We start from the raw sequence: 12225 nt of genomic DNA on the forward strand, positions 1-12225 counted from the left end.
GTATGTCGATTCTCCATAGCTGCCTAATTCAACACTTCCGTCATATACTGACGATCTTATTCAGGGCATAGCGCCCATGACAGACCATTCAAGGAGCCAAAGCTATGCGCTGGAGCCAGTACTTCGCTCAGCTATCTGTGTGTGCCACCATTCTGTTGGCGCCGTTCGCCGCCCAGGCGGCGTCGGAAGACGACCCATGGGAAAGCGTCAACCGCCCAATCTTCACCTTCAACGACACCGTTGATACCTACGCCCTCAAGCCCATCGCCCAGGGTTATCAGTTTGTCACTCCGCAATTTGTGCAAACGGGCATCCACAACTTCTTCCGCAACATCGGCGATGTCGGCAACCTGGCCAACAACGTGCTGCAACTCAAGCCGCACGCTGCCGGCGTGGACACCGCCCGTCTGCTGATGAATACCACCTTCGGCGTGCTGGGCTTTGTGGATGTCGGCACCAAAATGGGGCTGCAACGCAGCGATGAAGACTTCGGCCAGACCCTCGGCTACTGGGGCGTCGGCAGTGGTCCTTACGTGATGCTGCCATTGCTCGGCCCATCCACCCTGCGTGATGCGCCGTCCAAATACGTCGACAGCTACACCCAACCGTACCGCTACATGAACGACATCGGCTGGCGTAACAGCACCTTCGGCCTGAACATCGTCGATACCCGTGCCAGCTTGCTCGACAGCGAGAAGCTGATCACCGGCGACAAGTACACCTTTATCCGTAACGCTTACCTGCAGAACCGCGAGTTCAAGGTCAAGGACGGCAAGGTTGTCGACGACTTTTAAGCCGTGACGTTTTGAAATGAAAAAGGCGACCCCAGTGGTCGCCTTTTTTTGTGCGCGTTTTCAGCGCATTTTCAGGATCTTGAGGCCCAGGTGCTGATCTTCACCCGTGGCCTTGGTCCATACCACTTCGGTATCTGCCTCCAGTCCCGAAAGGGAGGCATGCTCCGAGTCGATGCGCACGGTCAGCCGGTCGCCCACCTCAAACTGGCGCGGCGCCTGCACTTGCATGCCTGAGCTGGAAAGGTCCACGCAGACCCCGGCAATCTCCTGCCCGGCGTGGATCAACGACACATCGGCATCCACTCGCATGCGGATGAAATCGCGTTTTTCGGCGTAGTCGCGCTCGTGTTCGCTCACGGGTTCCATCCTTACTTTGTGTTGTGGTCGTGGGTGTTCTTATAACTCCCGGTGATTTGCGGTGTAAAGACGCCCGGCGACCATCGGCATGAGCTTGAAACCCCTGACGGATGGGAGTACCGTCTGCGCCTTAGAAGGGCACCTCTGCTTTACCTTTGTGCATGGGCAAAATCCCAGTGCTTTGTAGGACAGAGTGGCTAGAAAGCGAATCCAGTACGTGAGCCCGGCCATTGCCGAGCCGCCTACGCCAACCTAATTCTGGCGCCGTTTGCCCACATGCAAAAAACCAGTGCCACGCTGCTGATAATCGATGACGACGAAGTAGTGCGCGCGAGCCTCGCGGCCTATTTGGAAGACAGTGGCTTCAGCGTCCTGCAGGCCAGTAATGGCCAACAGGGTCTCCAGGTGTTCGAGCGCGACAAGCCCGACCTCGTGATCTGCGACCTGCGCATGCCCCAAATGGGCGGCCTCGAGCTGATTCGCCAGGTGACCGAGCTTGCGCCGCAGACGCCGGTGATTGTCGTGTCCGGTGCCGGCGTGATGAACGACGCCGTCGAGGCTTTGCGCCTGGGCGCCGCCGACTACCTGATCAAGCCCCTGGAAGACCTGGCCGTGCTGGAGCACTCGGTGCGCCGCGCACTCGACCGTGCCCGCCTGCTGCTGGAAAACCAGCGCTACCGCGAAAAGCTCGAAACCGCCAACCGCGAACTCGAAGCCAGCCTCAACCTGCTCCAGGAAGACCAGAACGCCGGTCGCCAGGTGCAGATGAACATGTTGCCGGTGAGCCCCTGGACCATCGATGAGTTCAAGTTCGCGCACCAGATCATCCCGTCGTTGTACCTGTCGGGTGATTTTGTCGACTATTTCCGCGTCGACGAGCGCCGCGTGGCGTTCTACCTGGCCGACGTCTCCGGCCACGGTGCTTCCTCTGCTTTTGTCACCGTGTTGTTGAAGTTCATGACCACACGGCTGTTGTTCGAATCCAAGCGCAATGGCACCTTGCCGGAGTTCACCCCCTCCGAAGTGCTGGGCCACATCAACCGAGGCTTGATCAGCTGTAAGCTGGGCAAGCACGTGACGATGGTCGGCGGCGTGATTGATGAAGAAACAGGTCTGTTGACCTACAGCATCGGCGGTCACCTGCCGATGCCGGTTTTATACACTCCAGACAGTGTGCGTTACCTGGAAGGGCGTGGTTTGCCGGTGGGCTTGTTCAATGAAGCCACCTACGAAGACCACATCCTGGAACTGCCGCCGACCTTCAGCCTGACGCTGATGTCCGACGGCATCCTGGACCTTCTTCCAGAGCCTACACTCAAAGAGAAAGAAGCCGCCTTGCCCCAAAAGGTCAAGTCGGCGGGCGGCAGCCTGGATGGCCTGCGGCAGGTTTTTGGATTGGCCACGCTAGGGGAGATGCCGGATGATATCGCCCTATTGGTGTTGAGCAGGAATCTTTGATGAGTACCGGAAGAATCCAATTCGCCGAGCAAGACGGGACCTTCGTCCTGAAGTTTGTCGGTGAAGTGCGCCTGACCTTGTGTTCGGCGCTGGATGCAACGATTGAGCGGATTTTCACAGCCCTGAATTTCTCGGCGATCGTGATCGATCTGACCGAAACCCGCAGCATCGACAGCACCACCCTGGGCCTGTTGGCCAAGTTGTCCATTCTGTCTCGGCAGAAGGTCGGCCTGTTGCCGACTGTGGTCACCACCCACGAAGACATCACCCGTCTGCTGCAGTCCATGGGCTTCGACCAGGTGTTCAACATCGTTGACCGCCCGATCCCGTGCCCGGAATGCCTGACCGACCTGCCGTCGCAAGACCAGTCCGAAGAAGTGGTACGGGTCAAGGTGCTGGAAGCGCACAAGATCCTGATGGGCTTGAATGAGTCCAACCGCGAAGCCTTCCACGACCTTGTGAACGCCCTGGAACGCCACTAGCCTCCCAGTTTAAACCCAATTCAAATGTGGGAGCTGGCTTGCCTGCGATAGCGGTGTGTCAGCCACCTATTCATTTCTGACCCACCGCTATCGCAGGCAAGCCAGCTCCCACAGTTTGAACTGTGGCCGGCCTGAAACCAGCGAAAGGCACAAAAAAGGGCGGCACCCTCACAGGTGCCGCCCTTTTTGTCGCCGACTGCCTTACAGCTTGGCAGTCAACAATGCCTCCAGCTTCTCCTGGTCCCGAGCAAACTGACGAATCCCCTCGGCCAGCTTCTCAGTCGCCATCGCATCCTCGTTGGACTCCCAACGGAACTGCGCTTCAGTCAAATGCACCCGCGCTTCACCGGCATGGCCTGGCGCCAACTTGCGCTCCAGCTTGCCTTCGTCCGCCGCCAGCTTCTCCAGCAGGTCCGGGCTGATGGTCAGGCGATCGCAGCCGGCCAGTTCTTCGATCTGGCTGAGGTTACGGAAGCTCGCGCCCATCACCACGGTTTTGTAGCCATTGGCCTTGTAGTAGTTGTAGATGCGCGTCACCGACTGCACGCCCGGATCATCCGAGCCGGTGTAGTCGTTGCCGTTGGCCTTCTTGTACCAGTCGTAGATACGGCCCACGAACGGCGAAATCAGGAACACACCGGCCTCGGCGCAGGCCACGGCCTGGGCGAACGAGAACAGCAGCGTCAGGTTGGTCTGAATGCCTTCTTTTTCCAGCTTCTCCGCCGCGCGGATGCCTTCCCAGGTGGAGGCGATCTTGATCAACACGCGGTCACGGCTGACGCCGGCTTTGTCGTACAGGTCGATCAGACGGTGCGCACGCTTGAGAATGGCCGCTTCGTCGAACGACAGACGGGCATCCACCTCAGTGGAAATACGGCCCGGCACTACTTTCAGAATCTCTTGGCCTACCGCCACCGCAAAACGGTCGCTGGCCAGGCCCACGTCGCCGTTGCAATCCTTCACGCACTCATCCAGCAGCTTGGCATAGCCTGGAATCGAAGCGGCCTTGAGCAGCAGGGAAGGGTTAGTGGTGGCGTCTTGCGGCTTGAGCTTGGCGAGGGTAGAAAAATCGCCGGTATCGGCTACGACGGTGGTGAATTGCTTGAGTTGTTCCAGCTTGGAAGTCATGGGCGTGCTCTGTCCTGTGGGTCTGATGACATTACCCGAGCGCCGACAAGCGCTCAAGGGCGCAAATGCGTTCGATCGTTTGCGAGGGCAACAACCTGAAAACAGCCGTTTGAATCACCGGCTGCACTGCTAACTAGGAGACCAAAACCGCCGACAGGTTCAACCCAACTGCCCGATGACCACCCCGGTTCTATGAGAGCTTGCCTCCTGTGGCGAGCAGGCTTGCCCTGCGTTGGGTCGCGCAGCGGCCCTAAAACCTGAGAACGCGTTCTAACAGAAAAATCGCATCAGCCTTACTGGGGCCGCTCCGCAGCCCAACGCAGGGCAAGCCTGCTCGCCACAACAGCCCAGCCAACAAACATCCCACTGACACCCAACCCCTCACCGCCCCTCCAACAACTCCCCAGCCTGATCCAACAACGCCAAAGGATCACTCGCCTTATGAATATCCACCGACAACAACTGCCGAAACTTACGCGCCCCCGGAAACCCAGTCCCCAACCCCAACACATGCCGGGTAATGTGATGCATCACCCCACCACTGGCCAAATGCTCGGCAATATAAGGCCGCAACTGCGCCAACGCCTGCGCCCGACTAATTACCGGCGCCTCACTGCCAAACAACCGCTGATCCACTTCCGCCAGCAAATACGGATTGTGATAAGCCTCCCGCCCCAACATCACCCCATCAAACACCTGCAAATGCTCCTGGCACTGCTCCAGCGTCTTAATCCCACCGTTCAGCACAATCTCCAACTCAGGGAAATCCTGCTTCAACTGCGCCGCCACGTCATAGCGCAACGGCGGAATGTCGCGATTCTCCTTCGGCGACAACCCCTCCAGAATCGCAATCCGCGCATGCACCGTAAAACTGGTGCACCCCGCATCCCTCACCGTCCCAACGAAATCACACAACTCGGCATAACTGTCACGCCCATTGATCCCGATACGATGCTTCACCGTCACCGGAATCGACACCGCATCACGCATCGCCTTCACGCAATCCGCCACCAGGGCAGGGTGTGCCATCAAGATCGCGCCGATCATATTGTTCTGCACCCGATCACTCGGGCAGCCGACGTTCAAGTTCACCTCATCGTAACCGGCAGCCTCAGCCATACGCGCGCACGCGGCCAGGTCAGCGGGGACGCTGCCGCCTAGCTGGAGTGCAAGCGGGTGCTCGGCTTCGTTGTGGCGCAGGAAGCGCTCGTGGTCGCCGTGGAGGATCGCGCCGGTGGTGACCATCTCGGTGCAGAGCAGGGCGTGCTTGGAGAGCAGGCGCAGGAAGTACCGGCAGTGGCGGTCCGTCCAATCCATCATCGGGGCGATGGAGAAGCGGCGGGAGAGGGGAGCGGTTTGTAGGGGCATTGGGGAATCTGAGTTGGCGAGGCGAATGGGGCGCAGTTTATCAGGGATGGGTGCTGGGTGTCGGAGAGGTGTTTTCAGTGCGGTTAGCACTTTGTGCGGTATGAAGTGCGTCGGGGATCTAAACGCGATCATCACGTGGGATTTCGTGGTCTGACCCCGGAATCCCTCGACCTTTACGCACTCACACTTTCACCCACACAGCGTCAGATGCTCACAAGTGCAGGAGGCCGGCAGCATTGGAGCGGCGGACATCCGCTACAGATTTGGGCTCAGCGGGCATCAACTACAGCGGCTCGCATATGAAAACCTGCAAACTCACGTTACCCGCAAATAACCAGAGTTCACTTACCAATCCGATTACATTTCAGTGGTAATGGCAAATAGGAATCACTACCACTTGTCGGTTTAAATATGCACAAATGCATTTTTCGTTGCCGTTATAGCTGTATGTGCATACAGTGTTTGTGCGGCGTGATGAAGGGCGCTGAAGACGGGTTTTTTTGTTCGTTGAGCTTCTCAGAAACAGAAAACCTGGAGCCGAAGCCGTTCGTCAGAGCCTAGTAAGGTGATGAGATAACCAGTCGTTCATTTTACTGAGATATGAGAATTTTTGTACTGAATATAGCGAAAAGGAAATTCACTATGGCTAATGGTGACACAATTTATCTCCCACCAATTGTAATCAGCGACGTTAATAAATATGAACCTCAGACGTTCGGAGGAGGTGGTGGTGACAGTGATTTTTCACATAGTCACACAGGACAGCTCATTAACGTTGCAACGCGTAATTATGTACTTAACACATATCCCCCTATGATTGCCCGGAATGTTAAGGACCAAGAAGCGACTTTTGCAACGAAACTTCAGTCGATGCCCGAATCTATTGCAAAAAGCATTACTGCAATAGAGCAAAATGAAGGTAGCCCTGAGAGCGAAGTCGATAAAATCGAACAGCATATTCGTTCGGTAGATACGCTAATCGCTCAAAAAACACAGGCGGTCGCCGCCCAAAAAGTGATTGCTGATAAGTACTACTATGGAGACTTCTTTGGTTTCCCGACTATGCAGTTTATTAAGGATGCAATCAGCGGAAGCAAGACAAATTATCCTCCGGATAAAAACTATAAAGAATGGTACGCCTCACTTGAGGCTGCGTATGCTGCAAAATATAGCAACCGCGAGATCAATTATTTGAATGCCCTGAAGCCGCACCTTCAGGCACAGGCTAATCAAGCACGCGCAGACGCCGAGGCCAAACGTATTGCCGATGAGGCGGCAGCTGCGGAAGCGGCGAGAGCCGCAGCAGAAGCTAAACGTATTGCGGATGAGGCGGCAGCGGTAGAGGCTGCTAGGGTAGCCGCTGAAGCCGCAGCATTTAAAGCAGCTCACACGTTCAGGCTTACCGCAGCCGGTGCTACGCAACTGAGTACGGCAGCAGGCTCTATTGCCGTCACGGCAGGTTCAGGGATTACGTTGGAGGCGGCGATTCAAGCGGCTAAGGTAGCGCTGGGTACAGTTGTGAGTGCGGCCACGGCAGTCGGTATTGGAGCTTTGACATATTCAGAGTCCCTTGGCAACGGGGAGTTGCCCGCGACGATGCTGGACCTGCCAGCTAAGCAACTTGCGCCTGACCTGCCTGGTAATCTTCTCGAGGTAGCGGCGGCCGGTGGGACGGTTGATGTGCCATATCGGATTTATGGTGATCAATCGAAGTATTCGGTAGTGGCCACCCAGGTCACTGAGGGACTGGCCCCCACTGTTCCGGTAAGGGCGTTGGTGCTTGACCCTGTGGCCAACGCCTATACGTTTTCTACAACCGATACACCGCCGATCACCCTGATATTTCCAATCGCGGCACCAGGTGATAGTTCAACGGCGTCCCCAGCGCAACCAGTGGAAAATCCGCTATATACCGGCATCACACTGACGCCAATTGAGGTCAAAGCTGAGCCGTTTCCGATTGCCAGGCAGTTGACCATCCGAGATGGTATCTACGTGTACCCCGCAGATTCGGGTTTGCCGCCGATTTATGTGGTATTTAGTAATCCGTACGAAGGGGCTACCACGAAAGGTGAACACAGCGGACGGATGTACAATCCTGATAAAGCCGGAGGGCCAACCCAAGATCTTGATTGGACAACGGCAACGGTGACTCAGGAAGGTATTGATCTGGTTAAGTTGCATACGTCAAGATTCGATACATCAGACGCTAATAAAATTATGCTTGACCGACTTGAGAAAATTTTGAGTGGTCAGATATCTATTACTGATATTGATAAACGTTTTTATACACATGAAATTCGAGAGCTTGAGCGGTATAGGGCATTGGGAATCGCAGATGGTGTGAAACCGAATGATGATACCATCTGGAATAGTGCCCATACTGCTACCTTAGAGGACTATAGGCTTAAAGATGGATTTGATTTATTTTACACGCCGGAAGCGATAGAAGCTGATGATGCGCAAGTAGAGAGAGAAGCAAAATGAGTGTTATTACTAAAATAGTGCAATCAGAAACTCCCGAGGATGTCATTCTTTTCGCAACTCGAAGTGAAAGTGGCATCTCATACCCAAGATTAGATGGGCTGTACAGTCGAAACGGCTGGATCAATGTTGGCAACAATCTTGAGCTTATGAAATTGGTTCACAATATGGCGCTAGAGGGGTTGGTTGTTTATAAGGACTTAACCCTGACAAAAGGGCCAAACTGGAGAAGTCCAGCATTCTTGTCTGAGAATAAATACACGTTTGAGTGATATATAGACTTGTAAGAGAAAACCCAGCGTAAGCTGGGTTTTTTTGCCTGGGCATTGAAAAGTTACTCTTCTCCGAATTTTGGACGCTCTTAATTTCTGTGCTTTTCAGGTACACCCAAATGGACGATGGTCATGAGGCATTAGTTTTGTATTACAAGGATCTAATTGCTTTTTTGAGACGTGTCACGCCAAACTTCTATAACCTAATCAGACAAAACAGGACTGCGGAGTCCATTGACCGATTGTAGTTAATATGTGCCGGAAATGCTGCTGAATGCGAACCCGGATGTTTTCAATTGTATTGAAGACGCTGCGGCAGAGTAATTTGCTCTGCCCTAGTGATTGATGGGGCCGACGATGTCGATTCCGCCCTTGCTAACCAGGCCAGCGCGGTCGTCGTTGGCCGGTATGTGGTCGCTTGGCAAACCGGTAATGACGACGCCGTTGGCGAACTGGCCGGGTGGGCTGAGCAGGAGCACCTGTTCGTCGAGGGTTGGCGGATCCCACTCACGGTCAGGCCCGGCGCGCAGGGCCAGCCATGGTAACCAGACGTGGTCAGCTCTGCGGTTTACCTTCACACCCGGGGGGCACCATCTGCACGCGATCTCACCTTTTCCCGCTTGTGGGTGGAGGGAATGCAAAGAGACGTTTTAAAGGGACGCCTGAAAGTTTGAAGTTTTTGTAATGGCCTCTATCGCTATTTTGTATTAAGAACTGTCAGTTTTCACAGGTTCTTCTTTTTTGGATTGCCCTCACCATGCCGGTGTGTGCAAATTTTATGTCATTTGGATCGTGAGGCTTATTATGAAAAGATGGGCGTTTGTAGGCTTGACTGAAGCAGAAGAAGGGTTTGTTTATGTTAATGGTGTTGGCGTTTATGGCATTTATGAGGTTGTAGAATCTGAAAATAAGCCTGGAGGTTATGGTAAGTCATATAGGGAGATGATTGAATTGCGGGAGCGGATAGATGCCATACTGCCTACCATTCCTGCGGGATATGAGCCGCATTGGGAGGAGTGTCCGGCACATGATTTGACGGGTTGGTATTTTGCGGGTGGCCGTTTTTTAAGTGGGAAAGATTTGGAGCGCTATCAGCGTATAGGAAAACTTGATTTTCCAAAATAACCACGAATTCAGGCGTTTAGGGTGTTCAGTTTTTAGGTGTGGGTAGTTATCGTATTGGTGATGTAAAGCCCGATATCGATAATCACGCTTTAGATGATCTTAAAAGATTTGCCTCATTACAATGGGCGATTCAATTTAGGGGTTACAGCGGGGGCAAGTGACGAGTGCGGGTCTTTGCGCTGTTATTGATCCATTGCTCATCTGGCTAATAACACTATTTTATCGTCTTCTAATGTTCTACATTGCTTGTAAATAAAACGGGTGACTGGGATCGCTTTAAAAATCTACTTTACGAGCTTTCAAGGCCTTGTACAGCATCTGGTCGGTTTCGATGAAACGGGTGAAGGCCTTGAGCTACTCCTATTCGCCGGCACGCATCCCCGCCACCTGGTCATCGGTGGCGAAGTTGCCCTGGTCGGCTTCTTTTACTGCCAGCTCGATCTGGGCGGTCAGCGCTTGTTCGTGCTCGATGTAGTCGCGAAGAACGTCCATAGCTTCTGGTAGGTTCAGGGATAATCCAGTCATGGTGGCCTCAATGGTGGACGCTAGTGGGGCATCTTAAACCGTGGAACACTCGCTTGAATCGACAGGTCGTCGCTAGGTGTATCCGGAAGTGATTTGTTCGACATCACTGCCGGAGTATCGTGGTCTGACCCCGATATCCCTCGTGTTTGGTTGGGGCCAATGTAGGGTGTTTGTGGGGGACGTGGCGGAGCTTTAGTGTCGACGACTTCGAGTTGGCGTCATTGGCATGCCAACTGGCGTGTCTTACCAATGCCTCCTTCCTGGCCTGGCGATAACCTTCACTCACATTGAGTCGGGCGGAGGTTTGTTCCATGAAGCAATCAAGTCGAGTAGCACTGGTAACGGGTGCTTCTTGCGGGATGGGGAAGGCTTTCGCGCAGGCGTTGTTGGGGGAGGGCATGGTCGTTTACGCCGTCGCCCGACGCGTGGATCAGATGACGGAACTGCGCCGGTTGGGGGCGATTACACTCGCGATGGATATCACCCGCGAGCAGGATGTGGAGCGAGTCGTTGCCCACATTAAAAGTCAGCACGGTGCGGTAGATGTGCTTCTGAATAATGCCGGTTTTGGATTATACGGGGCGATGGAAGACACCCTGATCGATGACGCCCGCTACCAATTCGAGGTAAACCTGTTCGGGCTTGCACGACTGACGCAGGCCTTGCTGCCAGGTATGCGTAGCCAGGGCAAAGGCCTCATCATCAATATCTCCTCCATGGGGGGCAAGGTCTACACCCCGCTAGGCAGTTGGTATCACGCCACCAAACACGCCCTGGAAGGATGGTCGGATTGTTTGCGCCTGGAGCTTCGACAGTTCGGTATCAACGTGGTCTTGATTGAACCGGGCGCGATCGACACCGAGTTTGGGGCAGTTATGCTGGAACCCATGCTTCGCCGCTCGGAAAACGGTGCTTACCATGCCATGGCCCAAAAGGTCGCCGCTGCCACGCGGCAGTCGTATAAACCCGGTTCGCTGTCCAAGCCCCAGGTCATCGTCGACCTGGTGTTGAAGGCTGTGCGTAGCGCCCATCCCAAAACACGCTATGTTGGGGGTAAATATGCGCGGCCACTGATGTCCATCCGCAAATGGCTGGGTGACCGGATTTACGACAAGATAATGATGGCTATGGTGCGGTGACAGGAGCGAGACCTATGAGGCCTGCTACGCAGTTTTCGGTGCATCCGGGGTGGGCGTTGGTCATTGCTGATCTCGGCGCGAACGTTGCCGATGTGCTGAGGCTTGCCAAGCTTCCCGAAGACCTTTTCGCCCGGCCAGAGGCGAGCGTGAACCCAATAGAGTATTGCCAGCTTTGGCTCGCACTGGAGCAGTTGACCCAAGGGCAAGAACTGCCATTGATCATAGGCAAAGCGATTACCGCCGAAGCGTTTGACCCTCCCCTATTTGCAAGCTTGTGCAGCCCGAACCTGGAGGTCGCCCTGCGGCGACTTGCCAGCTACAAGGCGCTGATCGGGCCTCTGGTGTTGCACATTGAGCAGCAAGCGGCCTTCATGGAGGTGAGTGTAGAGTTTCCGAAGGTCGTGCCGTCATGGCCTGCCAGCACCGCAATGACAGAGCTGGTGTTTTTTACTCAACTGGCTCGCCTGGCAACCCGTCATCGAATCTGCCCGATACGTGTGCAATTACCGACGCTACCCGATGATTGCCGCCCTTACGAAGCGTTTTTCGGCTGCGCTGTCACGGTGGGCATCAAGCCTTCAATCAGGTTTAGCGACAGTGATTCAAAGCGGCCTTTCCTGACAGCAAACCAACCCATGTGGGCGTTTTTTCAGCCGCTGCTGGACAAACGCTTGAGTGAATTGGACGCTACCGCCAGCGTGCGCAAGCGTGTGCAGGGTTTACTGCTTGAGTTATTGCCAAGCGGCCAGGCGAGCATCGATGCGGTCGCGCAACGGCTGGCGACGAGCAAACGCTCCTTGCAGCGCGCGCTGGAGCTTGAAGGCAGCAGCTATCAAAAGTTGCTAGTGGAGACGCGGCGCAGTCTTGCCGAGCATTACTTGAGCCGTTCGCACATCAGCTTTGCTGAAGTAGCGTATCTGTTGGGTTTTGAGGACGGAAACACCTTCCACCGTGCTTTCAAATCTTGGGCGGGGATTACACCTGGGGTTTACCGATCTCAATGGTCAGGCAACGTTTTTTACTCCTGATGTTTTTAGAAGATGATTTTCTACTTCTTGTCGTTTGGATAAAACCGCGGATCTTAAGTAGATAA

13 protein-coding genes are annotated in these 12225 nt (G+C 54.7%); 8 read left to right on the forward strand and 5 right to left on the reverse strand.

The window, feature by feature from the left end:
* Positions 1 to 104: 104 nt before the first annotated feature.
* On the forward strand, positions 105 to 794 hold the full coding sequence (locus tag PspR76_RS09285) for an MlaA family lipoprotein (protein ID WP_159954926.1): 690 nt from the start codon (positions 105 to 107) through the stop codon (positions 792 to 794).
* 60 nt (positions 795 to 854) lie between these two features.
* On the opposite strand, the gene PspR76_RS09290 is transcribed toward PspR76_RS09285, so the two are convergent.
* On the reverse strand, positions 855 to 1151 hold the full coding sequence (locus tag PspR76_RS09290; RefSeq protein WP_159954927.1) for a PilZ domain-containing protein: 297 nt from the start codon (positions 1149 to 1151) through the stop codon (positions 855 to 857).
* Between the two features lie 276 nt (positions 1152 to 1427).
* On the opposite strand from PspR76_RS09290, the gene rssB reads away from it, so the two are divergent.
* Both rssB and rssC read left to right on the forward strand, forming a co-directional pair.
* Complete coding sequence (gene rssB / locus PspR76_RS09295) at positions 1428 to 2609, forward strand: two-component system response regulator RssB (RefSeq protein ID WP_159954928.1); 1182 nt, start codon at positions 1428 to 1430, stop codon at positions 2607 to 2609.
* Positions 2609 to 3091, forward strand: a complete 483-nt coding sequence (gene rssC / locus PspR76_RS09300) for an anti-sigma factor antagonist RssC (protein ID WP_003172602.1) — start codon at positions 2609 to 2611, stop codon at positions 3089 to 3091. The genes rssB and rssC overlap by 1 nt, the downstream gene beginning before the upstream one ends.
* Positions 3092 to 3292: 201 nt before the next feature.
* On the opposite strand, the gene tal is transcribed toward rssC, so the two are convergent.
* Both tal and dusA read right to left on the reverse strand, forming a co-directional pair.
* Positions 3293 to 4219, reverse strand: coding sequence for a transaldolase (gene tal / locus PspR76_RS09305; protein WP_106576911.1), 927 nt, complete (start codon positions 4217 to 4219; stop codon positions 3293 to 3295).
* A gap of 381 nt (positions 4220 to 4600) precedes the next feature.
* Positions 4601 to 5587: a tRNA dihydrouridine(20/20a) synthase DusA gene (gene dusA / locus PspR76_RS09310; protein ID WP_159954929.1), complete on the reverse strand. Its 987-nt coding sequence runs from the start codon at positions 5585 to 5587 to the stop codon at positions 4601 to 4603.
* A gap of 870 nt (positions 5588 to 6457) precedes the next feature.
* Here dusA and PspR76_RS09315 point away from each other — a divergent pair.
* On the forward strand, positions 6458 to 8074 hold the full coding sequence (locus PspR76_RS09315) for an S-type pyocin domain-containing protein (RefSeq protein WP_159961373.1): 1617 nt from the start codon (positions 6458 to 6460) through the stop codon (positions 8072 to 8074).
* Positions 8071 to 8343 carry a hypothetical protein gene (locus tag PspR76_RS09320; RefSeq protein WP_159954930.1) on the forward strand — a complete coding sequence of 91 codons (273 nt, stop codon included), beginning with the start codon at positions 8071 to 8073 and terminating at the stop codon, positions 8341 to 8343. Before PspR76_RS09315 ends, PspR76_RS09320 begins: the two co-directional genes overlap by 4 nt.
* 335 nt (positions 8344 to 8678) lie before the next feature.
* Here PspR76_RS09320 and PspR76_RS09325 read toward each other — a convergent pair whose 3' ends face one another.
* On the reverse strand, positions 8679 to 8921 hold the full coding sequence (locus PspR76_RS09325) for a phage baseplate assembly protein V (protein ID WP_442966794.1): 243 nt from the start codon (positions 8919 to 8921) through the stop codon (positions 8679 to 8681).
* Positions 8922 to 9147: 226 nt separating this feature from the next.
* On the opposite strand from PspR76_RS09325, the gene PspR76_RS09330 reads away from it, so the two are divergent.
* Positions 9148 to 9468, forward strand: coding sequence for a hypothetical protein (locus tag PspR76_RS09330; protein ID WP_159954932.1), 321 nt, complete (start codon positions 9148 to 9150; stop codon positions 9466 to 9468).
* Positions 9469 to 9828: 360 nt separating this feature from the next.
* Here PspR76_RS09330 and PspR76_RS31035 read toward each other — a convergent pair whose 3' ends face one another.
* The gene (locus tag PspR76_RS31035; protein ID WP_174245604.1) at positions 9829 to 9993 is read right to left on the reverse strand and encodes a hypothetical protein; all 165 of its coding nucleotides are present in this window, start codon (positions 9991 to 9993) and stop codon (positions 9829 to 9831) included.
* A 311-nt stretch (positions 9994 to 10304) separates the two neighbouring features.
* Here PspR76_RS31035 and PspR76_RS09335 point away from each other — a divergent pair, with 311 nt between their 5' ends.
* On the forward strand, positions 10305 to 11132 hold the full coding sequence (locus tag PspR76_RS09335; RefSeq protein WP_159954933.1) for an oxidoreductase: 828 nt from the start codon (positions 10305 to 10307) through the stop codon (positions 11130 to 11132).
* Positions 11133 to 11146: 14 nt separating this feature from the next.
* Positions 11147 to 12160: an AraC family transcriptional regulator gene (locus PspR76_RS09340; protein WP_159954934.1), complete on the forward strand. Its 1014-nt coding sequence runs from the start codon at positions 11147 to 11149 to the stop codon at positions 12158 to 12160.
* Positions 12161 to 12225 lie beyond the last annotated feature (65 nt).

It is taken from the genome of Pseudomonas sp. R76 (genome assembly GCF_009834565.1).
GTDB lineage: Bacteria > Pseudomonadota > Gammaproteobacteria > Pseudomonadales > Pseudomonadaceae > Aquipseudomonas.

Excerpts from the sequence above, each read along its gene's own strand:
- PspR76_RS09330 (WP_159954932.1), top strand. The coding sequence starts at position 9,148 with ATGAAAAGATGGGCGTTTGTAGGCTTGACTGAAGCAGAAGAAGGGTTT.
- PspR76_RS09335 (WP_159954933.1), top strand. The coding sequence starts at position 10,305 with ATGAAGCAATCAAGTCGAGTAGCACTGGTAACGGGTGCTTCTTGCGGG.
- PspR76_RS31035 (WP_174245604.1), bottom strand. The coding sequence starts at position 9,993 with ATGACTGGATTATCCCTGAACCTACCAGAAGCTATGGACGTTCTTCGC.
- PspR76_RS09320 (WP_159954930.1), top strand. The coding sequence starts at position 8,071 with ATGAGTGTTATTACTAAAATAGTGCAATCAGAAACTCCCGAGGATGTC.
- rssB (WP_159954928.1), top strand. The coding sequence starts at position 1,428 with ATGCAAAAAACCAGTGCCACGCTGCTGATAATCGATGACGACGAAGTA.
- tal (WP_106576911.1), bottom strand. The coding sequence starts at position 4,219 with ATGACTTCCAAGCTGGAACAACTCAAGCAATTCACCACCGTCGTAGCC.
- PspR76_RS09285 (WP_159954926.1), top strand. The coding sequence starts at position 105 with ATGCGCTGGAGCCAGTACTTCGCTCAGCTATCTGTGTGTGCCACCATT.
- PspR76_RS09340 (WP_159954934.1), top strand. The coding sequence starts at position 11,147 with ATGAGGCCTGCTACGCAGTTTTCGGTGCATCCGGGGTGGGCGTTGGTC.
- PspR76_RS09315 (WP_159961373.1), top strand. The coding sequence starts at position 6,458 with ATGCCCGAATCTATTGCAAAAAGCATTACTGCAATAGAGCAAAATGAA.
- rssC (WP_003172602.1), top strand. The coding sequence starts at position 2,609 with ATGAGTACCGGAAGAATCCAATTCGCCGAGCAAGACGGGACCTTCGTC.
- dusA (WP_159954929.1), bottom strand. The coding sequence starts at position 5,587 with ATGCCCCTACAAACCGCTCCCCTCTCCCGCCGCTTCTCCATCGCCCCG.